The following is a 25,086-nucleotide window of genomic DNA, read 5'->3' on the forward strand; positions in this document are numbered from 1 at the left end:
TCGGCAGCTTTTAATCACTTTCACATAATTACCCAGGGTCATTGTTTTAAATAAACAATATCCCTTTGGGTGGCGCTTAATCTGCTGAAAAGAAATGGCGAAAAATAGACGCCGTTTCTCTGCACTCTGCCGGGAGTAATACACATGAGTAAAATCACTGTCATCTCCAAACTGACGCACGTCGAATCAGTAACAGACGGGTCTCAGGTGACGCTGAATGATTCCTCCATTGTAAAAATCAACGCTGAACGGGCTGACATTCTCGAGTACAACCGCAGCGGGAATGACCTGATCGTTAAGCTGACCGACGGCGAAACCATTACCGTCAAAAACTTCTTCGTCAGCGGCGATAACGGTATCAGCCAGCTGGTACTGGAAGAGGACAACGGTGCGCTGTGGTGGATTGCAGACCCGATGGCAGCAGAGCAATATCAGTCGATAGCCTCCATTGATGCCCTGCTGGCAGGAACCACAACCGCGTCCGCGGGCGAAGCGGCGATCTGGCCGTGGGCGCTGGGCGGAGTGGCGGTCGCAGGGGGCATTGCGCTGGCCGCTGGTGGCGGTGGCGGCGGTGGTGGTGGTGGTGGTGGCGGAAGTAATGGCGACGGTGACGGCGGCATTGATAACGGCGGTGGCAGCGACAACGGCGGGAGCCCCAACCTCCCGGGCAGCCCGAACGACACCACCCCGCCGGGCGCACCCGCCAACCTCCGATTCTCAGCAGATGGCACCCAGCTTAGCGGGAGCGCCGAACCCAACAGCACCCTCACCGTTACCGATGCCAACGGCAACGTCATCGGTCGGGGCCAGGCCAACGGCAACGGCGAATTCACCGTCGATCTCGGCAAGCCTTATACCAACGGGGAAACCCTGACCGTCACGCCAACCGACGGCGCAGGCAACGTCGGCCCGGGCACCCCGGTGACCGCCGCAGATACCACCCCACCCGCAGCGCCAGTTGTCGCCAGCGTGGTCGATGACGTGGGCAACGTAACCGGGTCGCTCACCAGCGGCCAGACCACCGATGACGCCCGCCCTACCTTTAGCGGCAGCGGCGAACCCGGTGCCACTATCACGATTTACGACAACGGCAACGCCATCGGCACCACGCAGGTCAACAGCGAGGGTAGCTGGACCTTTACCCCGGCCAGCGCGCTGGGCGAAGGGGCGCATCAGATCACCACCCGGGCCACCGACGGCGCGGGTAACACCGGACCGGCCTCCCCGGCCTTCAGCTTTACCGTGGATACCGTCGCGCCGAATGCGCCATCCGGCGTGACGGTGAATGACACCACCGGCACGATACAGGGAGTCATTGCCGCCGGGCAGACCACTGACGCCAACCGCCCTTCCCTGAACGGCAGCGGTGAGGCGGGCAGCACCATCCGGATTTATGATAACGGCCAGCTCGTAGGCGAGACCGTTGTCGGCGCAGACGGCACCTGGAGCTTTACTCCGGAGACGCCCCTTGCCGACGGGCCACACTCCCTCACCCTGACGGAAACGGATCTCACGGGCAACACCAGCGCCCCCTCCGAGCCGTTTGCTTTTACCATCGACCGTACGCCACCGGACCAGCCAACCATTAGCCTGATCCCGGGCGGCACCGAGGTCGTCGGTACCGCCGAGCCGGGCAGTAACATCATCATCACCAACGGTGCCGGGGACGAAATTGGCCGCGGCACTGCCGATGCCAACGGCGACTTCACGATCCCCCTCGACGAGGCGCAAAACGAAGGCGATACCCTCAACGTGGTGGCCTCCGATGCCGCCGGGAACCAGAGCCAGCCCGCCACTGCGGTGGTGGGGGATGTCACCCCGCCTGACGCGCCAACCGATCTGCAAATCTCCCTGAATGGCGCCACCGTTACCGGTAAGGCGGAGGCGGGCAGCACCGTCACCATCCGCGATGGCGACGACGTGATCGGCAGAGGGGTGGCGGACGCTGACGGCAACTTCAATATTCTTCTCAGCACCCCAAGGCTCAACGGTGAGGCACTGGCGGTTACCGCCACCGATGCCGCGGGCAATACCGGGCCGCAGGGCACCGTTGCCGCCCCGGACGTTACCCCGCCCGAGGCGCCGATTATCAACAGCGTGGTTGATGACGTGGATGATGTCACTGGCCTGGTTCTCGAGGGTCAGATCACCAACGACACCCGTCCGGTTATCACCGGCACCGGGGAACCAGGGAGCACCATTTACATCTTAAGCGGCGACGTTGTGGTCGGTTCTGCCGTAGTGAATGCGGACGGCAACTGGTCAGCGCAAACAGAGCTGGGTGCGGACGGCGGCTACGTCCTGCGGGCGGAAGCGGTGGACAGTGAAGGCAACCGCAGCGGCCCGTCCAACACCTGGAGCATTATTCTCGATGCCACCGCGCCGGGTACGCCTGCCATCGTCCAGGTGATCAACGATCTGCCTGACTCCGCTGGCGTGATTAATAACAACAGCGCCACCAACGACAACCGCCCTACCCTCTACGGCACCGGTGAAGCCGGGTCGACCATCACTATTCTGGTGGATGGCGTGGAGGTGGGCACCGCGCAGGTGGGCAGCGGCGGCGAGTGGAACTTCACCCCGGCGACGGCGCTTGAGGATGGGGAGCACGCCATCACGGTGGTGGCGAAAGATACCGCCGGGAATAACAGCGCCGCCTCCGACGCCTTTACGCTGACCGTTGATACCACCGCCCCCGCCGCCCCGGTCATTACCCGGGTGGCAGATAACACCGGCAGCGTGCAGGGTGATGTGGGCAACAACGTGCCCACCGACGAAACCCGTCCGGTGTTCTACGGCACCGGCCCGGCGAACGCGCAGATCGCCCTCTATGAAGGCACCACTCTGCTGGGCACCACCACCACCAATGCGCAGGGCGAATGGAGCCTGCAAGTGACCGTCCCGCTGGGGAATGGCACTCACACCATTACCGCCACCGTCAGCGATGCGCTGGGCAACACCGCCACCTCGGAGAGCTTTAACCTGGTGGTGGATACCCTCGCGCCAGACACTCCGGCGCTACCGGAGATCACCGTCAATCCTGACGGCGGCGAGGAAGCGATCCTCACCTCCGGCGGCAGCACCCGCGACACCACCCCAACCCTGAGCGGTACCGGTACGGAAGGCGACATCGTCACCATCTACGACGGCACTACCAAAATCGGCGAAACCACCGTCCAGCCAGACGGGAGCTGGAGCTGGACCCCGCCAGAAGGACTGCCTAACGGCACCTACGATCTCAGCCTGACCGTGACCAACAAAGATGGCGCGGGCAACGAGAGCGCCCCGTCGCAGCCGGTGAGCATTACCATCGATACCGACGCGCCGGATCAGCCTGCCGCCCCGGTAATTACCGATAACGTCAGTGAAATTACCGGCCCGGTTGGCAACAACGGCGCCACTAACGATACCCGTCCGGTACTGAGCGGCACGGGCACGCCAGATGACACCATCAGCATCTACGACCAGACCGCCACGGGCAACGTCAAGGTGGGCGAAGCGGTGGTCGACATCAACGGCAACTGGAGCTGGCGACCTGATGACGAGCTGGCCCAGGGGCAGCACAGCTTTACCGTGACCGCCACCGACGAGGCGGGTAACGTCTCGGCGATCTCAAACACCATCACCGTGACTGTCGACAGCGAGGTACCGGCGATCCCGGTTATCAGCAGCGTGGATGACAACCTCCCGGCGGGCGGCAGCAGCAACGACAATACCCCGACCGTCACCGGTACCGGCGAAAACGGCACCACCGTGATCCTTTACAGCAACGGCGTGGAGGTCGGACGCAGCCTGGTCACTGACGGCAGCTGGAGCATCACCACTCCGGAACTGCGAGATGGCCCGACTACCCTGACCGTGGCGGCGGTGGATGCTGCCGGGAACGTCAGCGGCGCGGGCAACGATTTTGCCTTCACCATCGACACCCAACCGCCAGGTAACCCACAGCTGCTTGCGATCTCTGAAAGCACCCTGGCCGGTGGCCAGCTTTATGTGAACAACGCCACTCCGACCCTGAGCGGCAGCGGTGAACCACTCAGCACCATCACCGTCGTTATCGACGGCAACGCCGTAGGCGAAGTGCAGACCAATGCCGATGGCCAATGGACGTTGCCGCTGCCCGAGGGCACCACGCTGAGCGATGCCAGCCATACCATCACCGTGGTGGCGCGCGACGCGGCGGGTAACACCAGCGAAAGCACGCCGGTTAACCTGATCGTTGATACCCAGGCACCGGGCGTGCCGGTGGTGACCGGAATTGTCTCCGGCGGTACGCCGCTGACTGGCACTGCCGAAGCGGGTTCCATTATTACGGTGACCGGCCCGGGCAACGTGGTGCTGGGCACCGGGGTCACCAACGCCCAGGGGCAGTTCTCCGTCGCCCTGACCCCGCCGCAAAGCGACGCGGTCACCCTGAACCTGACCGCCAGCGACGTGGCGGGCAACACCAGCCTGCCGGGATCGTATGACGTTCCGGCTACGCCAGCGCTGCCGGAGGTGCCGGTCATCAACGAGATTGTTGATGACAACGGTACCGGCGGCAACGTTAAAGGCGGCAGCTCCAACGACACCACCCCGACCCTCACCGGCACCGCCATCCCGGGCAGCGAGGTGACACTCTATCTCGACGGCAGCACCACGCCGCTGGGCACCGTCACCGCCGACGCCACCACCGGCGCCTGGTCGTTCCCGATTGAAACTGCCCTGGATGAGGGCAGCCATAGCTTCAGCGTCACCGCCACCGTTGACGGCCAGACCAGCGGCCTGTCGCCGGAGGCGACGGTCAATATCGATATCACCCCGCCATCCGCCCCGGCGTTCGGTAGCGTGGTGGACGACGTGGGCCCGGTTTCGGGCGCCATCGTCAGCGGCAGACCGACTAACGATGATCTGCCGACCTTTAACGGCACAGCGACGCCGGGCGACGTCATTACCCTCTATGCAGGCGACACCGTGCTCGGTACGGCAACGGTGGGCAACACCGGGGCCTGGAGCATTACCCTCGCCCAGCCGCTGGATGATGACACCTACAGCCTGACCCTGACCGCCACCGATCCGGCGGGCAACGAAAGTCCGCGCTCGGCACCGTTCACGCTGGTGGTGGATACCAGCGCGGGCGAAGTGCTTATCACCGGCGCTAACGACAACGTCGATCCGGCCAGCGGCAACGTGGCTAACGGCGGCAGCACCAACGACAACACCCCTACCCTCTCGGGCACCGCGGAGGCGGGCAGCAGCGTGGCGATCTACGATGGCATTACGCTGCTGGGTACCGTCACCGCCAGCGCCACGGGCGCCTGGAGCTTCACCCCCACCCGCGTGCTGGCGGAAGGTCAGCACAGCTTTACCGCAGTGGCTACCGACAGCGCGGGTAACGTCAGCCCGGAATCCGGTGCTTACACGCTGTTCGTGGACATGACCCCACCGGCCACCCCGGTCATTGTCAGCGTCAACGATGATGTGGAGGGCAGCACCGGGCCGCTGACCAACGGCCAGGTCACCAACGACACCCGCCCGGAACTGACCGGGACCGGCGTGGCGGGCAGCACCGTGCATATTCTCGATAACGGCGTGGAGATCGGCACCGCCTTAGTCAGCGAAAGCGGCAACTGGAGCTTTATCCCTGGGACCGATCTGACACCGGGCTCGCACGATCTGCGCGTCAGCGCCACCGATGCCGCAGGCAACCTCTCGGGCACCTCACCAGCCTTCACGCTGAACGTGGATACCGCCGCCCCGCTGGCGCCAGTGGTGATCACCGTAGTGGATGATGTCGGCGCGGCCACCAGCACGCTGGCAAGCGGCGATACCACCAACGACACCCGTCCAACCTTTACCGGCAGCGGCGAAGTGGGTGCCACGATCCGTATCCTTGTTGACGATCGGGAGATCGGCACCGCGGTGGTTAACGCCGCGGGCAGCTGGACTTTCACGCCCGATCAGCCCCTGGAAGAGGGCACCCGCAGCATTCGCTTTACCGCCACTGACGTCGCCGGAAATACCGGGGATGCCAGCGAGCCGTTTGTTCTGACGGTGGATACCCAGGCGCCAACGGCGCCGACCCTCACCGCCATCAGCGATAACGTCGGGACGATCCAGAACCCGATCACCACCTCCGGCCAGACCACCGACGACACCACCCCGACCCTGAGCGGCAGGGCTGAAGCCAATGCCACGGTGGATATTTATGACAACGGCGCCCTGATCGATACCGTGCAGGCCAACGAAGCGGGTGACTGGACATACACCCCAGACCAGGCGCTCAACAACGGCAGCCATACCTTTACCACCCGCGCCACCGACGCGGCGGGCAACGTCAGCGAGCTCTCGCCGGGCTTCACCCTGATTGTCGATACCCTTAAACCGGTAGCCCCGGTGATCGCCCTGGCCCAGGATGACGTCGCCCCGGGCACCGGCGCGCTCGCCAGCGGAAGCAGCACCAACGACACCCTGCCGGTGCTCACCGGCACCAGCGAGCCGAATGCCCGGATACAGATCTTTGAAGGCGAAACCCTGGTGGGCGTTGGCGTGGCGGATGCGCAAGGAAACTGGACGGCCACGCTCACCGAGCCGCTCAGCGATGCTCAGCACAGCTTCAGGGCGGTAGCCATTGATGCCGCGGGCAACGCCAGCGATCCATCCGCCGCCTTCACCCTGACCGTCGATACCCAGCCGCCAGCGGCGCCGGTACTGGTTTCGGTCACTGATGATGTCGGCGCCGGAGGCATCCTCGACAACGCCCAGCTGACCAACGATGCGAACCCGACGCTGCGCGGCACGGCAGAGGCGGGCACCACGGTGAACATTTACGACGGCGCCACCCTGCTGGGCACGGCGCTCGTCGGGGCCGACAACGCCTGGATCTTTACCCCGCAGAGCCCACTGGGCGACGGTCTGCACACCCTGACGGTGACCGCCACCGACGCGGCGGGCAACGTCAGCCCGCCGACCAGCGGATTTGTGATCAACGTGGATACCATCGCGCCGCCAGCGCCTGCCATCGTCTCGGTTGTGGATGACATCGGTTCGGTACAGGGGCCTGTTCTCAACGGCAACCCGACCAACGATACCCGTCCGACCCTCAACGGCACCGCCGAAGCGGGGGCCATCGTGCGTATTTACGACGGCGACACCCTGGTGGGCGAGACGATCGCTAACGCCGAGGGCCAGTGGACCCTGGCGCAGACCACCACCGCTCTCATCGACGGGGTGCATAACTTCACCGCCACCGCCACCGACACTGCGGGCAACCTCAGCGCGAGGTCACCGGTTACGTCGATCACCGTTGACACTATCGCCCCGGGCGCGCCGGGCAGCTTCACCGTGCTCAACAACGGCAATACCCTCACCGGCCAGGGCGAAGCGGGCAGCACCATCACCGTGCGCGATGGAGACACGGTGATTGGCACCGGGGTCGTTGACGAGACCGGCAACTTCTCCCTTACCCTCACCACGCCAAAACAGAATGGGGAACTGCTGACGGTAACGGCAACCGACCGGGCCGGGAACACCGGCGCGGAAGGCCAGATCGTCGCTCCGGACACCACGCCGCCTGCCGTTCCGGCGATCACCGACGTGGTGGACAACGTGAGTGCGTATACCGGCACCATCAACGACGGGCAGACCACCAATGACAACACGCCACTGGTGCGCGGCACCGGCGTTGCCAACGCCACTATCCTGCTCTACAGCGGCACGGATCTGGTTGGCACCACCCAGGTCAGCGCAGAGGGAACCTGGGAGATCCAGCTGACGGCACCGCTGCCTGATGGCGGTCACGTTCTGACCGCGCAGTCGGCGGACGCCGCGGGCAACAACAGCGCGCCGTCCAACAGCTGGAGCATCGTAGTGGATGCCACCGCCCCGGACGCCCCGGTCATTACCCAGGCGATCAACGATCTCTCCGGCAGCCCGGTTGCCATCAGCAATAACGGCGCCACCAACGACAACCAGCCAACCCTGAGCGGGACCGGGGAGGCGGGCACCACCCTCAGCATTCGGGTGGACGGCGAGGAAGTGGGCACTGTCCAGGTGGGCGCGGGGGGCGAATGGACCTTCACGCCGCCGGAGGCGCTGGGCGAAGGACTGCGCGTCATCACCGTGGTGGCGACCGATGCCGCCGGGAACACCGGTGAACCGTCCGCCGCCTTTAACATCACTATCGATACCGTACCGCCAGCCGCCCCGGTCATCACCCTGGCCGTGGACAACACCGGCAGCGTCACCGGCGACGTGCTCAGCGACCAGCCGACCGATGAGAATCTGCCGCTGATCCGCGGAACGGGTCCGGCGAACGCGCAGATTAACCTCTATGACGGCACCACCCTGCTGGGCACCGCCACCACCAGCGCGACGGGGGCATGGAGCGTACAGCTCACTACGCCGCTGGGGAACGGCACCCACGCCCTGACCGCCACGGTGAGCGATGCGGCGGGCAACATCGCCACCTCCGGCACCTTTAACCTGGTGGTGGATAACGTGCCGCCTGCCACGCCGGAGATTCCGGCTATCACCGTCAACCCGGACGGCAGCGGCGAGACCCCGCTTACCGGTGGGGGCAGCACCCGTGATACCACCCCAACCCTGAGCGGGACCGGGAATGAGGGGGATCTCGTCACCATCTATAATGGTACCACCCCTATCGGTGAAACCACCGTGCAGCCGGACGGGACCTGGACCTGGACGCCGCCTGCGGATCTGCCTAACGGCACCTACGATCTGAGCCTGACCGTGACCAACAGCGACGGCGCGGGCAACGAGAGTGCGCCATCCCAGCCGGTAAGCATCACCATCGATACCGAAGCGCCAGAGACGCCAGCGCTGCCGGTGGTGACGGATAACGTCAGCGATATCACCGGCCCGGTAGCCAACAACGGCGCCACCAACGATACCCGTCCGGTGCTGAGCGGCACAGGCACGCCGGACGACATCATCACCATCTATGACGAGACCCTCAACGGAAACAATCCGGTGGGCGAAGTGGTGGTCGACATCAACGGCAACTGGACGTGGCGTCCGGACCTGCCGCTGACGGAGGGCAGCCACAGCTTCACCCTGACCGCCACCGACCCGGCGGGCAACGCATCGCCGGTATCGGGCAGCATGACCGTCACCGTTGACAGCGTCGTGCCAGCGATCCCAACTATCGGCATCGTGGACGACAACGTCGGTCCGGTCACCGGCAACATTACGGCGGGGGGCAGCAGCAACGACAATACCCCAACCGTCACCGGTACCGGAGAGAACGGCACCACGGTGATTCTCTACAGCAACGGCATTGAGGTGGGACGCGGCCAGGTCACTGACGGCATCTGGAGCATCACCACGTCGGAACTGCGAGATGGCCCCACCACCCTGACCGTGGCGGCGGTGGATGTTGCCGGGAACGTCAGCGCGGCGGGGAGCGACTTCGCCTTCACCATTGACACCCTCCCTCCTGCCATCCCGCAGCTGCTGGCGATCTCCGACAGCACCCTGGCGGGCGGCCAGCTCTACGCCAACAGCAGCACCCCGACCCTGAGCGGGACCGGGGAGCCGCTCAGCACCATCACCGTCTCTGTTGACGGACAACCGCTGGGCGAGGTGCAGACCGACGCCCAGGGCCAGTGGACGCTGCCGATCCCTGACGGCACCCCGCTCTCCGATGCCCCGCACACCTTTACCGTGGTGGCGCGGGACGCGGCGGGCAACACCAGCGAAAGCACGCCGGTTAACCTGATCGTTGATACCCAGGCGCCGGGTGCGCCGGTGGTGACCGGGATTGTCTCCGGCGGTACGCCGCTGACCGGTACCGCCGAAGCGGGTTCCATCATTACGGTGACCGGCCCGGGCAACGTGGTGCTGGGCACCGGGGTCACCAACGCCCAGGGTCAGTTCTCCGTCGCCCTGACCCCGCCGCAAAGCGACGCGGTCACCCTGAGCCTGACCGCCAGCGACGTGGCGGGCAACACCAGCCTGCCGGGATCGTATGACGTTCCAGCCACGCCAGCGCTGCCGGACGTGCCGGTTATCGACGCCATCGTGGATGACAACGGCACCGGCGGCAGCATCAACGTCAAGGGCCTCAGCTCCAACGACGCTACGCCAACCCTTACCGGCACGGCGATCCCGGGCAGCGTGGTGACCGTTTATCTCGACGGCAGTACCACGCCGCTGGGCACCGTCACCGCTGACGCCACCACCGGGGCCTGGTCGTTGCCGGTTGCCACCGCCTTGAGTGAAGGCAGCCATAGCTTCAGCGTCACCGCCACCGTCGACGGCCAGACCAGCGGCCAGTCGCCAGAGGCGACGGTGAACATCGATCTCACCCCGCCTGCGGCACCTGCTCTGGGCACGCTGGTGGATAACGTCGGCACCGTCACCGGTTCAGTGGTTAGCGGTACCCCGACCAACGACAACCAGCCAACCCTGAACGGCACGGCGACACCGGGGGATGTGATCACCATTTATGCCGGTGATACCGTGCTCGGCACCGTACCGGTGAGCGCAACCGGAGCCTGGAGCTTCACCCCCGCCGAGCCGCTGGCGGATGGCACCTATACCCTGCTCCTCACCGCCACCGATCCGGCGGGCAACCAGAGCCAGCCGTCGGCACCGTTCTCACTGGTGGTAGATACGGTGGTGACACCACCGGTTATTACCGGGGCGAATGATGACGTCGGGCCGGTGACCGGCAACGTGGTCAGCGGCGGCAGCACCAACGACAACACCCCGACCCTGACGGGCACCGCGGAAGCGGGCAGCAGCGTCTCCCTCTATGAAGGCACTCGCCTGCTCGGCACCGTGGTCGCCAATGCCAGCGGGATCTGGAGCTTCACTCCGACGGTGGTGCTGCCGGAGGGCCAACACAGCTTTACCGCCATCGCCACCGACCTGGCGGGCAACGTCAGCGTAGCGTCCGGGGCCTATACCCTGACCGTGGACATCACGCCACCGGCGACGCCAGTCCTGGTCAGCGTTAATGACGACGTGGCGGGCAACACCGGCGTACTGGTCAGCGGCCAGATCACCAATGACGCGCGTCCGGAACTGACCGGGACCGGCGTGGCGGGCAGCACCGTGCGCATTCTGGATAACGGCCAGCAGATCGGCACCGCGCTGGTGGACGGCAGCGGCAACTGGCGCTTTACCCCGGACACCGACCTGGCCCAGGGGCCGCACGAGCTGCGCGTCAGCGCCACCGATGCCGCAGGCAACGTCTCGGGCACCTCTCCAGCCTTCTCCCTGAATGTCGATACCGTCGCGCCGCTGGCACCGGTGCTGGCAAACGTGGTGGATGACGTCGGGACCCTTACCGGCACGGTGAACAACGGCGGCATCACCAACGATACCCGCCCAACCTTTAACGGCACCGGCGAAGCGGGCTCGATTGTCACTATCCTTGTGGATGGAGAAGCGGTCGGCACCGCGGTGGTTAACGCCGCGGGCAACTGGACCTTTACCCCTGACACCGCCCTCGCCGAGGGGCTGCGTAGCGTCACCTTCACCGCCACCGATCCGGCGGGGAACACCGGTCCTGCAAGCGCAGCCTTTACCCTGACGGTAGACACCACCGCCCCGGCGGCACCGACCATCCTGGCCGCCGCCGATAACGTGGGCAGCATCCAGACGCCGCTCACCGTTTCGGGCCAGGTGACCGACGATCCGACCCCAACCCTGTCCGGCCAGGCGGCCGCCAGCGCCACGGTGACGATCTATGACAACGGCGTGGCCCTTGGCACCGTACAGGCCAGCGCCGCCGGGGAGTGGAGCTTTACCCCGGCCACGGCGCTCGGTAACGGCAGCCACACCTTCACCGCCAGCGCCACCGACGCGGCAGGCAACCTCAGCGAAGCCTCGGCGGGGTTCACGGTGATTGTCGATACCGTCAAACCGCTCGCACCGGTGATCGCCCTGGCCCAGGATGATGTCGGCAGCATAACCGGGGCACTCCCCAGCGGGCAGCGCACCGATGACACCCTGCCGGTGCTCACCGGGACCAGCGAAGCGAACGCCCGGGTGCAGGTGTTTGAAGGCGATATCCTGCTGGGCACCGCCACCGCGGATGCCAGCGGCAACTGGTCGATTGCCCTGACCACCCCGCTCACCAACGCCACGCACAACTTTACAGCGTTGGCGACGGATGCGGCGGGCAACGTCAGCGATCCGTCCAATACCTTCAGCCTGACGGTAGATACCCAGCCGCCAGCGGTGCCGGTGCTGGTCTCAGTGGTGGATGATGTCGGTGCGGTGACAACCCTCACCAGCGGCCAGCTGACCAACGATGCGAGACCGACCCTCAGCGGCACCGCGGAAGCGGGCGCGACGGTGAGCATCTACGACGGCACCCTGCTGCTCGGCAGCGTGGTGGCCGATGCCAACAGCGCCTGGAGCTTTACTCCAACTACCCCGCTGGCGGATGGCCTGCACACCCTGACGGTGACCGCCACCGACGCGGTGGGCAACGTCAGCCTGCCGACCGCGGGCTTTACCGTGAATGTCGATGCCACCGCCCCGGCTGCGCCTGTCATTACCTCGGTAGTGGATGACGTCGGCTCGATCCAGGGCCCGGTGATCAACGGCAATCCGACCAATGACACCCGTCCAACCCTCAACGGCACCGCCGAAGCGGGCGCAATAGTGCGCATCTACGACGGCACCACGCTGGTAGGCGAGGTGACGGCCAACGCCCAGGGCCAGTGGACGCTGGCGCAGACCACCACCGCCCTCACCAACGGAGTACATAACTTTACTGCCACCGCCACCGATGCGGCGGGCAACCTCAGCGCAGCATCGCCGGTCACCGCCATCACCGTCGACACTATCGCCCCAGGGGCACCGGGCGGCTTGACTGTACTGGAGAGCGGGGGCCGGATTAACGGCACCGCCGAGGCGGGCAGCACCGTCACCATTCTCGGCACCGACAACGTGACCGTGTTGGGCACCGGCGTAGCCGACGCGTCCGGGCGCTTCAGCATCGCGCTCTCCACGCCGCAGGTGAACGCCGAACTGCTGCACCTCTTCGCCACCGACCGGGCCGGTAACGTGGGGCAGACGGTGGATCTGCGGGTGCCGTACTCGGTGATCCCGAATCCGCCAGTCATCACCAGCGTCAACGACAACGTGGGCAGCATCATTGGCAATCTGCTCAACGGGCAGCGCACCGACGATACCACCCCAACGCTGACCGGGACCGCGCAGCCGCTCTCCACCATCACCCTGTATGACAACAATGTGTTGTTAGCCACGGTGACCACCAACAGCGCCGGGGTCTGGACATACACCCCAACCGTGCCGCTGGGTAATGGCCCTCACGCCTTTACCGCCACCGCAGGCAATGCGGTTGGCACCAGCCCGGTGACGCCGCTGAGCTCGATTGTCGTGGATACCGTCGCCCCGGGCACGCCGCAGGGAACCTTTAACGCCGACGGCAGCGTTCTGAGCGGGACCGCCGAAGCGGGGAGCACCATCACCCTGCTGCTGAGCGATAACAGCGTGGTGACCACCACCGCTAACGCCCAGGGCAACTGGAGCTACACCTTCCTCGACAGACAGTCCGAAGGGGAGCGAATCACCCTTTCCGCCACCGATGCGGCGGGCAACACCTCCGCCACCGGTACGGTGATTGCGCCAAACCTGCCGCTGTCCGCGAGTGACAACGTGGTAGGGCTGGCCCTGACCACCAACGCCACCACCAGCACCGCCCAGTACAGCGACTACGGCGTGCAGCTGGTGGGCGGCGTCGGCAACGTGCTGTCGCTGCTGGGGGAGAATTCCGCCCAGGTGACCTTCACCGTACCGACCGGCGGTAGCGCAGATATGGAGATCAACGCCAGCGCCACGGGTATCGTGCTCTCCCTGCTTAACACCCTGGAGATCATTGTGCAGCGCTGGAACGGCAGCTCCTGGACCACCGAAGTGGATACTGGCCTGCCGCAGTTCGCCAACCTGCTGACCCTGGGTGCCAGCGGCGTGACCCTGAACCTGGCCGGTCTGCCGGGCGGGCAGTATCGTGTGCTGAGCTACAACACCAACCTGCTGGCAACCGGGTCATACACCAGCCTGGACGTGGACGTCACCCAGACCACGGCTGGTACCCTGTCCGGCACGCTGGTGCAAAACGGTAACGTCATCACCGATATCGATCCGGTGAGCGGCAGCGACAGCGCGCCAAACGGCACGGTGGTGACCAGCGTGACCAACGCCAACGGCGTCACCGTCAACGTGGCGGCAGGGGCGGCGGGCACCACCATCAACGGGCTGTACGGCACCCTGACCCTGCACACCGACGGGAGCTACACCTACACCCTGACCAACACCAGCGCCTCGGTGCTGGGCCGGACCGACACCTTCATCTATAACATCGCCGGCAAAGGGGCCACGGACGACGCCCGCCTGGTGATTACCCTGGGTGAGAACACGGTGCGCAACAGCGTGACGGCGGTGGACGACACCGCCTCCCTGACCTTCGGCACGCAGGTACAGTCCATCGACTACGGCCCGTCAAGCCAGGGCGGCTTTACCGTGGTGGGGGTTAACCTCGGCAACGTGCTGAACCTCAACCTGCTGGACGATCGTAGCGAGACCATGAAGTACAGCGTGGCGGAGGGTACCACCCGCACCATGACCATCCAGAGTAGCGTCGGCGGGGTGGCCCTGGCTTCGGTGTTTGACCTCTATATCTACAAGTTCAACCCGGCAACCCAGAGCTACGAGCGGGTACGCACCGAGGCAGGCTGGCTGCGCGCGCCGCTGCTGGGTGGCACCTCGGCACCGCTGACCCTGACCCTGCCGGCAGGGGATTACATCTTCCTGATGAACACCGTCTCGGGGGTCACCGCCCTGACCGGCTACCGTCTGAACGTGCTTGAGGACCACGTTTATGCCGTCACCAGCACCACCGCCAGCACCACCGGCGACGTGCTGCAAAGTGACATCGCGCCTGCGGGCACGCTTGTCACCCAGGTGAACGGCGTTAACGTGAACGCCACCGGCACCACCCGCATCGAGGGAGAGTACGGCACGCTGCTGATCGACGCCCAGGGCAAATATACCTATACCCTGCGCGCCGGGGTGGGCGCCGACCAAATCAGCACCCCGGACAGCTTCATTTACACCGTGACGGCACCGAATGGCGATAAGGACACCGCCTCCCTGAACATCACCCCGACACCGGTGGCGCTGGATGCGGTGAACGACGTCAGCCGCGAGCTGGTGGTGGATACTACCCCGCAGGTTGCCGCCTACCGCGATGACACGGTGGGTAACGCGACGTGGAATGCCGCTCTGCTGGCATCCACCACCGGCCGGGGCAGCGGCACGTTTGTGGTGGACGCCAACACCGCCCTGCATGACGTTGTGCTCCACTTTAACGTCGCCTCCCTGCTGTCGCTGGGCGGGCTGAACGTAAACTGGACCATTACCGGGGGAGGGGTTACCAGAAGCGGTTCATTCAATGGCGGCCTGCTGCTGGGTGGCGTGGCGACCATTAACGTCACCGGTCTGGATCTGGACGCCGGGACCTACACCCTGAGCTATACCGGCTCCATGGGGCCGCTGGGAGTAGGCCAGATCTCCATCACGCCTTATGTCACCGGTACCACCGTCTACCTGAACAATGAGCTCACCACCGCGGGCCACACCGTCACCGGCAATATCTTCGACGGGACGGATTCCGGCGGCGTGCTGGATCAGCTGCACTCGGTAGACAGCCGTCTGAGCATCACCGGCTATAACGTCACCACCACTACCCTCGATCCGTACACCACGGCCAACGCCACCGCCAACATTCAGGGGCATTACGGCGTGCTGAACATCGGAGTGGATGGTCACTACACCTACACCCTGAACAGCGGCGTCTCGCTGGCCTCAATGACCACGAAGGAGACCTTTACCTACAAACTGACCGGCGATAACGGCACGACCGACACCGCCACCCTCACCATCAACATGGCACCGAAGTTCGTCAGCACGGAGCATAACGATACCTTTACCGGTAGCGCCTATGGCGACACGCTGATTTACGAAGTGCTGAACAACACGGCGGGGAACGGGACGGCAGGCAACGGCGGTAACGACCACTGGACCAACTTCTCACTGGCGCAGGGAGACAAGATCGATATCAGCGATCTGCTGGTGGGCTGGAACGGAAGTAGCGCGACGCTCGGTAACTATTTGCACGTCACAAATAGTAATGGCAATACCGTGATCTCCGTCGACCGGGACGGAGCGGCAAATATTTACACGAATACTACACTGGTAACACTGGATAACGTTCAGACAACTTATGAGGAGCTGGTTAACCAGAATCACATCATCACCGGTTAGCGCTAATAACAAGACCCGGGCGCTCGTCGCCCGGGCTTAACATTATAAAGTTGTTCAGTTTTTTTAGGGATAATGCCATGAACAAAGTACCTTGCTGGTGGCTTGGGTGCTGCCTGTTGTCTGCACAGGTCCTTGCCGCCGATTCGCCTGCGGTAATCAGTTTTGGACAATTAAATGAAAATCAGGCGCTGCCCGCTCTGGATGGACGGGTCGCCCTGCCCACCCGTCAGGCCGCCCTCGGTACCTTAACCCTTGGCGATGCGGTGACCCGCGCCGTCAACTGGCATCCCACCATTCGCGAAGCGGTGGGCAAACTTTACGAACAGATCCAGCAGGTCGATGTCGCTAAATCGAAATACTATCCGCAAATCAGCGCCGGGATAGACAACGGCTACAGCAATAACTCCAGCGATACCGGCTTTACCCCCTCGGTGGTGGTCTCCCTCTCCCAGATGCTCTATGACTTTGGCAAGGTGGCAAGCCAGGTGCGCGCTGAAGACGCGGGCGTGGTGCAACAGCAGGCCAACGTGCTGTTGAGCATCGACACTATCGCCCGGGATACCGCCATCGCCCTGGTGCAGGTGCAGATGTGGCAGCAGATGGTCGAGACCGCCGAAGAGCAGCTTGAGGCGCTCGGCGCCATCGGCAAGCTGACGCGCCAGCGTAACGACGAAGGGGCCACCTCGCTCTCGGACGTGGTGCAGACCGACGCCCGTATCGAAGGGGCGCGTTCGCAGCTGATGCAGTATCAGGCCAACCTCGACAGCGCCCGCGCCACGCTGATGAGCAACCTCGGCTGGAGCAATCTGAACGCGGTCAGCAACGCCTTCCCGGAAAAACTGGCCCGCAGCTGCGACATCAACGAGCCGGATGACCGGCTGGTGCCCGCGGTGCTGGCTTCCTGGGCGCAGGCTAACGTGGCGCAGGCGAACCTTGATTATGCCAATGCGCAGATGACCCCTACCGTCTCGCTGGAGCCGCAGGTGCGTCACTACATGAACAACCGCTACCCCGGCCACGATACGCTGGACAAGACCCAGTACAACGTCTCGGTGAACGTCGAGATGCCCCTCTACCAGGGCGGCGGGCTAAGCGCCCGGCGCAACGCAGCCAGCCACGCGGTGGAAGCGGCGCAGTCCAATATTCAGCGCACCCGGCTGGACGTGCGGCAAAAGCTGCTGGAGTCCAAAAGTCAGGTGATGAGCCTGATGAGCACCCTGCAGATCCAGTCCCGCCAGGAGACGCTCAGCCAGCGTACCCGCGAACTCTATCAGCAGCAGTATCTCGATCTGGGCTCCCGCCCCCTGCTGGACGTGCTGAACGCCGAGCAGGAGGTCTACCAGGCCCGCTTTACCCAGTGGCAAACCGCCGGACAGCTTCGCCAGCTGCAGATCAACTGCCTCTATAACACCGGGCGAATGCGCAATGCCTTCGGCCTTGAAAACCACACCATTCAGTCAGTGGAGATCCAGCCATGATCCGAGACGATATCCTTTATGAGGAGACACTGACGCAAGAGGCGCTGGAGCACTGGGCGCAGGCGTTTGGCTACGTCGCCACCCGCTACCGGGTGGCCTGCTCCCCCGGCGCGCTGGTGGCGGGCGCGCCCTGGCTGCAGGGCAAAAGCAAAATCCCGGCGCTGACCGGGCTTGCCCGCGAGGCGGGCCTCTCCTTTCAGCTGCTCACCAACGGCCAGGAGTCCATCAACAGCTGGCGCCTGCCGGTGGTGGTGGAGCTTAATGACGGCAAGATTGGGGTGATTGAGCACTTCGACGGCGAGGATCTGCTGGATGTCTGCTTCTTTGACGGCAAGGCGCAGGCCAACCGCATCTCGCTGGCGAAGATGCTCCCGGCCATTCGCCAGGTGGTGGCCCTGCGCCCGCTGGCGGCGCTGAAAGACAGCCGGGTGGATGCCTATATCTCCAGATACCGCCCCGACTGGCTCTACCGGCTGGTGATGCGCGACCTGCGCCCCTATACCTACGTCATGCTGGCGGCGCTGTTCATCAACCTGCTGTCGCTGGCGGGCATTCTCTTTTCAATGCAGGTCTATGACCGGGTGATCCCCGCCCAGTCCTACCCCACCCTCTATGTGCTGACCATCGGGGTGCTGATTGCCACCCTGTTCGGCTTTATCCTGCGTCTCGCCCGGTCTCACATTATGGATCTGCTGGGCAAACGCGCCGACATGCGCGTCTCGGACCGGGTGTTTGGCCACGCCCTGCGCCTGCGCAACAGCGCGGTGCCCCGCTCCACCGGCAGCTTTATCTCCCAGCTGCGTGAGCTGGAGCAGATCCGCGAGATGGTCACCTCCTCCACCATCTCTACCATCGTCGACCTGCCCTTCTTCTTCCTGTTTGTGGTGGTGCTGGCGATCATCGCCCCGTCACTCGCCTGGATCGCCCCGGTTGCGGCAGTGGTGATGGTGCTGCCGGGCCTGCTGCTACAGAAAAAGCTGGCGGCGCTGGCGAAGCAGTCGGCCCACGAGGCGACCCTGCGCAACGCCGTGCTGGTGGAGAGCGTGCAGGGGCTGGAGGACATCAAGCTGATGCAGGCGGAGAACCGCTTCCTGCAACAGTGGAACAGCTACATTCAGATCACTGCCGAGTCGGGCCTTAAGACCCGGGAGCTGACTCAGGGCCTGATCAGCTGGGGGATGACCATTCAGAGCCTGGTCTACACCGCGGTGATTGTGGTGGGTGCCCCGATGGTGATCGAAGGCGAAATGACCACCGGTGCGGTGGTGGCTGCCTCAATGCTGGCCTCGCGGATGATCGCCCCGATGGCGACCCTGTGCGGCGTGCTGGCCCGCTGGCAGCAGGTGAAAGCCGCCAAAGAGGGGCTGGACAACATTATGCAGCTGCCCACCGAGAACCAGCGTGAAGAGACGCCGATCCGCCAGGACGTGCTGCGTGGACACTACCTCTTCGAGCAGGCGCAGTTCGCCTACGGCGGCGACGCGCAGAACCCGGCGCTGCGCATCAACCGGCTGGAGATCAAACCCGGCGAACATGTGGCGGTGCTGGGACGTAACGGCGCGGGCAAATCGACCCTGCTGCAGGCGATGGTGGGCAGCATGGATCTGGTGGGCGGCGAGCTGCGGCTCGACAACCTCAGCCTGCCCCATCTCGACATGGCGGATGTGCGCCGCAACGTCGGCCTGATGAGCCAGAACGCGCGGCTGTTTTACGGCACCCTGCGGGAGAACATCACCCTCGGGATGCCGCGGGCCACCGACGAGGAGATATTTGCCGTGCTGGAGATGTGCGGCGCGGCCAGCTTTGTGCAGAAGCTGGCGAAGGGGCTGGATCACCCGATTATGGAGAACGGCGTCGGGCTCTCCGGCGGCCAGCGCCAGTCGATTTTGCTGGCGCGGATGTTCCTGCGCGATCCCAACGTCGTGCTGCTGGATGAACCCACCGCCTCGCTGGATGAGCACACCGAGCGTGAATTTATCCAGCGTCTGGGCCAGTGGCTCGGTCACCGCACGCTGATTGTCGCCACCCACCGCGTACCGATGCTGGAGCTGGTGGAGCGCGTGGTGGTGCTGAAAGAGGGCATGCTGGTGATGGACGCACCGAAAGCGCAGGCGCTGAGCAACAGCCGGATGCAGCAACCGCAGCAGGCAAATGGCCGGGAGTGGAAAAATGAAAATCAATCAGCGTGACGTTGCGGCGATGGATGACCTGGATAACGCCCTCGGCTCCGAGAGCGGCTATACCGGGGCGAGAAGCATTGTGTTATTCAGCCTGCTGCTGTTTGTCGCTGCCGGGGTGTGGGCGTGGTTCAGCATTCTCGATGAGGTTTCCACCGGCACCGGGAAGGTGATCCCCAGCTCCCGGGAGCAGGTGTTGCAGTCTCTCGACGGCGGGATCCTCGCCGAACTAAAGGTTCACGAAGGGGATCAGGTGCAGGCCGGCCAGGTGCTGGCGCGTCTCGACCCGACCCGCTCTGAATCCAACGTCGGCGAAAGCGCCGCCCGCTACCGCGCGTCGCTGGCCTCCAGCGCCCGTCTGCGTGCGGAGGTGAACGATCTGCCCCTCATCTTTCCGCCGGAGCTGGCGAAATGGACCGACCTGATCGCCGCCGAAACCCGGCTCTACAACTCCCGCCGCGAGCAGCTGGAAGACTCCCGGCGCGAGCTGCGCCAGGCGTTGGATCTGGTGAATAAAGAGCTTGCGATCACCCAGCGGCTGGTAAAAACCGGCGCCGCCAGCCACGTCGAGGCGCTGCGCCTGCAACGCCAGAAGAGCGATCTTGAGCTGAAGCTCACCGACCTGCGCTCGCAGTACTATGTTCAGGCCCGGGAGGCGCTCTCTAAATCGAACGCCGAAGTGGATATGCTCTCGGCGGTCCTGAAAGGACGTGAAGACTCGGTGACCCGCCTGACGATGACCTCGCCGGTGCGCGGCATTGTGAAGAACATCAAGGTGACCACCATCGGCGGCGTTATTCCCCCGAACGGCGAGGTGATGGAGATTGTGCCGGTGGACGATCACCTGCTGATTGAAACCCGCCTGTCGCCGCGGGATATCGCCTTTATCCACCCCGGCCAGAAGGCGCTGGTGAAGATCACCGCCTACGATTACGCCATCTACGGCGGGCTGGATGGCGTGGTGGAGACCATCTCCCCGGACACCATTCAGGATGAAGCCAAACCGGAAGTGTTTTACTACCGGGTGTTTATCCGCACCAGCCAGGATTACCTGGTGAACAAAGCGGGCAGGCACTTCTCGATTGTGCCGGGGATGATTGCCACGGTGGATATCAAAACCGGCGAGAAATCGGTGATGGATTATATGATCAAGCCGTTTAACCGGGCGAAAGAGGCACTAAGGGAGCGGTAGCAAGAGCGCCGGGTAGCGGCGGCGCCTTACCCGGCCTACCAAACCGGCACGCCCTTGTAGGCCGGGCAAGCGAAGCGCCGCCCGGCAAACAGGTCGCACCGGTGCAAACCCACCAGGCCATACTCTCAACGAAACATTAACGGCAAGGTTTCGCCAGGCTGCTGCGGTCGGGTTGCGCCTGATGCTGAAGGGTGTTCGATAAAATCAGGGTGATGAATAACATTGTTTGTCGCCAGATTAAGGGCGCAGTGCATCTCATACAGCAGCCTTTCCTGTTCAGGCCCGCTGCTGCCGGCCAACTGCTGCGTGTAGCCTTTCACCTGAAGCAAATTTTCCGTCATGCGCAGATTCGTCAGCTTGCACGCCTCAGCGTGCTGACTGGCAGACTTCAGCTGCCCCCGGCTCTCCTCCAGCGCCGTTTCAAGTTTATCAACCTCATTGGTCAGCCGGGAAACCATCATAAAGAGGATGGCGACCCCGGCGATGACAGGAACAATTAACCACCATGACACAAACATGTGAGTCACCCTGCAAGATAAGTAGCGTAGTTACATTCTTATTAGCAGGCTGACTTAGAGCAATAATAGGAAATCATTAGAAACGCCCGCGCCTCTTTACTCCTTCATTGCGGATTGCCAGTAAAGGGGCGTGCCGAAAAACGCCACGTAGTAGTCAATCACCGCCCTGACGTTCAGCGGTGGATGACGCGCATTGGGGTAGATCGCCGAAATGTTCTGCGGTTCCGTGTTGATAGCGGCCTCATGGTCCGGCAGCAGTTTTACCAGCTCCCCGCTGCGCAACCGGTCGCCGATAAGCCAGTCCGGGAAGAGCACCATCCCCATCCCGCCCAGCGCCGAGGTCAGCAGGGTTTCCGCGTTATTGGACGATAACAGCGGCGACACGGGATAGTGGACCCACGCCCCGCCAGGCGCACGCAGCAGCCAGCGGTTGGGGCCGGACGAACCGCGGTAGACAAGGCATTTATGCCGGGTTATGTCGTCGGGCACCTCGGGCGCACCATATTTACGCAGATAAGCCGGAGAGGCGGCGAGGTGATAAAACTGCGGCCCGAAAACCCGGGTGTGAAAAGAGGAGTCGGTCAGCATACCGATGCGAAAGATCAGGTCGGCAGCATCCCGATGGGGATCGATATAGTCATCCGTCAGCGTCAGCTCGATGCTGAGCCGGGGGTAGCGTTCCGTCAGGCCGGGAAGCCCCGGCGCGATATGCCGCTGACCGAAAAAGACCGGGGCGTTGATGCGCAGCAGACCGGAGGGCTCCTGCTTGCGCGCGTCCAGCTCCCGGCGCGCCTCCTCAAGATTGCCGAGCATCAGGCGGGCATAGCGGATAAAAAGGTGCCCACTTTCCGTGGGAATAATTGCCCGCGTGTTGCGGTAAAAAAGCTGCTGGCCGAGCGCATCCTCAAGCTGATGGATGACCCGCGAAACCTGCGAAGCGGAGATCCCCTCCCGGCGTGCTACCACCGAAAAATTCTGGGATTCATAGACCTCTTTAAAGGTTTGCAGCCAGCGGAGGCTGATCGTGGCGGGGTCGCGCATTAATGCATTTCCTGCACAGGTGTTTCTTTCATTATGGCATTTTTCTCACGGATGTTCAGGGGTACGCTTCCCCGCCTTGAAAACGGAGAAGAGTAACTATGCAGCTGATATTGATTTTACTGGTTATTGCCGGGGGGATGGGGTTGTCCGTCGAGGCAGGGCTACTGGGGCCGCTCGGCGGTGAGGTAGGTGATTTATGGGCCACGTTCAGCGTGTTCGGCGTCGGTGCCGCCCTGACCTTTTTGCTGATGCTCTTTTTCAGCCCACGCAACAGCCCGTCGTTTTTTTCACAGCCTTCATGGCAGCTACTGGGCGGCGTTCTCGGCCCGGTCTACGTCATTATTCTCACCGTGGTGACGCCCGCCATCGGTATCGCCATGACGATGATTGGCATCCTTGCCGGCCAGGTCTTTAAAAGCCTGATCATCGATCACTACGGCCTGCTGGGCACGCCGCACCGCAAAATTGACACTAAACGCATCATCGCGCTGATTTTTATCATTGCCGCGCTGGTTCTGGTTGCACAGGGGTAAGACGATGACATTAATTATGATTATTCTGGCGGTGATTGGCGGTGCGACGCTGAGCATTCAGGCCGCCATCAACGGCCAGCTGGGCAGCAAGGTGGGCGTATTCAAAAGCGCGTTCCTGACCTTTTCCGTCGGGGCGCTGATCACCGCCCTGCTGATCTTCTTCTTTGAACCGCGCCATGCCGTCAGCCTGCTGGATGTGCCCAAATGGCAGCTGCTGGGGGCGATGTTTGGCGTGCCGTACATCGTCATCATGGTGCTGGCCGTGCAGCGTATCGGTACGGCGGTGGCCACGGTGGCGGTGATTTTTGGTCAGCTGACCATGAGCATGCTGATCGACAATTTTGGCTGGCTGGGGAACGACGCCATTCCCTTCTCGATGACGCGCCTGGGCGCTGTCCTCTGCCTCGGGATTGCACTCTGGTTCATCTACGCCAGCAGCACGCAGAAGTCAGAGGAGAAGGCGCCTGCAGAAACGCGAAGTTAAGCCAGCTTCGGTGAGGGGAGGCGCAGGCAGGTGTTTTTGCTTTTCAGGTCATTTATAGTACTTCCCCTCATCCCGTAGCCATTAACACCATGAAAACCGATAATAAACGCGTTCGTGCTTATCATTTTTCCCCCTTTCGCCATCTTTTTGCCGCACGTTTTCTCACCGTTCTGGGCAACGGTATCGCCCCCATTGCGCTGGCATTTGCGGTGCTGGATATTGGCGGCTCGGCCTCTGATTTAGGTATCGTCGTGGCCTCCCGCTCGATTTTTAACGTGCTGTTTCTGCTGCTGGGCGGAGTATTAGCGGACCGCTACTCCCGCAGCCGGGTGCTCGTCTCCTCGTCGGTGGTGGCCGCCATCTCACAGGCTGTCGTGGCGTGGTCGGTGCTGGACGGGTCCGCCACGGTGCTCAGCCTGACCCTGCTTGGCGCGGTAAACGGTGCCGCCGCGGGCATCACCCTTCCCGCCTCTTCTGCCCTCGTTCCCCAGACGGTCCCCGGTAAAAGCCTGCGCGAAGCCAACGCCTTCATTCAGCTCGGGGTGTACAGCGGGACGGTTATCGGCGCGTCGCTGGGCGGCGTTCTGACAGGCGCCGTCGGACCGGGCTGGGGGCTTGCCATTGATGCCCTGGGGTTCGCCGCCGCCGCCCCCCTCTACCTGATGATTCGCGTGACCGCCCTTGAAGCCGGGCCTTCTCAAAGCAACATGCTGCAGGATTTAAAAGCGGGGTGGCAGGAGTTCGCCAGCCGGGCCTGGGTGTGGTCGATCGTCGTGCAGTTCACCATTATTAACGCCGCTTTTAGCGGGGTAATGATGGTGCTCGGGCCGGTGATTGCAGATACCTCTTTTGGCCGGGCGCAGTGGGGGATTATTTTGGCATGCCAGAGTATTGGCCTCATTGTGGGCTCCTCCCTTGCCCTGCGCTGGCGACCGCGCCGGGATCTCTTTATCGGCGTGATGCTGGTGTCATGCTGCGCCCTGCCCATCTTTATGCTGAGCCTGCTCCCCTCCACGCCCTGGCTGATTGCCGCGTTCTTTATTGCCGGGGTGACCTTTGGCCTCTTTGGGGTGGCCTGGGCCCAGTCCCTGCAAACGCATATTCCGCAGGATAAGCTGGCACGCGTCTATGCCTACGATGCGGTGGGATCGTTTGTGGCGATCCCCTGCGGCGAGCTTATCGCCGGGCCGCTGGCCAACCAGTACGGCACCAGCAACGTGCTGCTGGTGGCGGCCTGTGCCGTGGTTCTCGCCACGGTAGCCGCCAGCCTGGTGCCGGCGATAAGACGACTCGATAACACGTCACAGCTTAAATCGCATACATAATGGGTTATCATCCGTCTCCCTCCTCTTTCTGCG

The 25,086-nt window shown here is 63.6% G+C and carries 9 protein-coding genes; 7 read left to right on the forward strand and 2 right to left on the reverse strand.

Features of this window, described 5'->3' with window-relative positions; translation table 11 throughout:
• The first annotated feature begins 144 nt into the window (after positions 1-144).
• The 4 genes from B3X29_RS15410 (at position 145) to B3X29_RS15425 (ending at position 21,152) form a co-directional block, all read left to right on the forward strand.
• Complete coding sequence (locus B3X29_RS15410; protein ID WP_290557483.1) at positions 145-16,305, forward strand: BapA/Bap/LapF family large adhesin; 16,161 nt, start codon at positions 145-147, stop codon at positions 16,303-16,305.
• Positions 16,306-16,382: 77 nt separating this feature from the next.
• On the forward strand, positions 16,383-17,783 hold the full coding sequence (locus B3X29_RS15415; RefSeq protein ID WP_159340327.1) for a TolC family outer membrane protein: 1,401 nt from the start codon (positions 16,383-16,385) through the stop codon (positions 17,781-17,783).
• A complete protein-coding gene (locus B3X29_RS15420; protein WP_159340328.1) occupies positions 17,780-19,972 on the forward strand; it encodes a type I secretion system permease/ATPase in 2,193 nt (730 codons plus the stop codon). The genes B3X29_RS15415 and B3X29_RS15420 overlap by 4 nt, the downstream gene beginning before the upstream one ends.
• Positions 19,973-19,982: 10 nt before the next feature.
• Entirely contained in the window at positions 19,983-21,152 is a 1,170-nt protein-coding gene (locus B3X29_RS15425) for an HlyD family efflux transporter periplasmic adaptor subunit (RefSeq protein WP_103181127.1), read from the forward strand.
• A gap of 125 nt (positions 21,153-21,277) precedes the next feature.
• On the opposite strand, the gene B3X29_RS15430 is transcribed toward B3X29_RS15425, so the two are convergent.
• Positions 21,278-21,670 carry a hypothetical protein gene (locus tag B3X29_RS15430; RefSeq protein ID WP_159340329.1) on the reverse strand — a complete coding sequence of 131 codons (393 nt, stop codon included), beginning with the start codon at positions 21,668-21,670 and terminating at the stop codon, positions 21,278-21,280.
• A gap of 96 nt (positions 21,671-21,766) precedes the next feature.
• Complete coding sequence (locus B3X29_RS15435) at positions 21,767-22,711, reverse strand: LysR family transcriptional regulator (RefSeq protein ID WP_159340330.1); 945 nt, start codon at positions 22,709-22,711, stop codon at positions 21,767-21,769.
• Positions 22,712-22,809: 98 nt separating this feature from the next.
• Between B3X29_RS15435 and B3X29_RS15440 the strand changes: the two genes are divergently transcribed.
• The 3 genes from B3X29_RS15440 (at position 22,810) to B3X29_RS15450 (ending at position 25,053) form a co-directional block, all read left to right on the forward strand.
• Positions 22,810-23,244: a DMT family transporter gene (locus tag B3X29_RS15440; protein WP_103180810.1), complete on the forward strand. Its 435-nt coding sequence runs from the start codon at positions 22,810-22,812 to the stop codon at positions 23,242-23,244.
• Positions 23,245-23,248: 4 nt separating this feature from the next.
• Positions 23,249-23,728: a DMT family transporter gene (locus B3X29_RS15445; RefSeq protein ID WP_159340331.1), complete on the forward strand. Its 480-nt coding sequence runs from the start codon at positions 23,249-23,251 to the stop codon at positions 23,726-23,728.
• A gap of 89 nt (positions 23,729-23,817) precedes the next feature.
• Positions 23,818-25,053: an MFS transporter gene (locus B3X29_RS15450; RefSeq protein WP_156655124.1), complete on the forward strand. Its 1,236-nt coding sequence runs from the start codon at positions 23,818-23,820 to the stop codon at positions 25,051-25,053.
• Positions 25,054-25,086 lie beyond the last annotated feature (33 nt).

Origin of the sequence: Leclercia sp. UBA5076 (assembly GCF_002416465.1) — a bacterium.
GTDB lineage: Bacteria > Pseudomonadota > Gammaproteobacteria > Enterobacterales > Enterobacteriaceae > Enterobacter.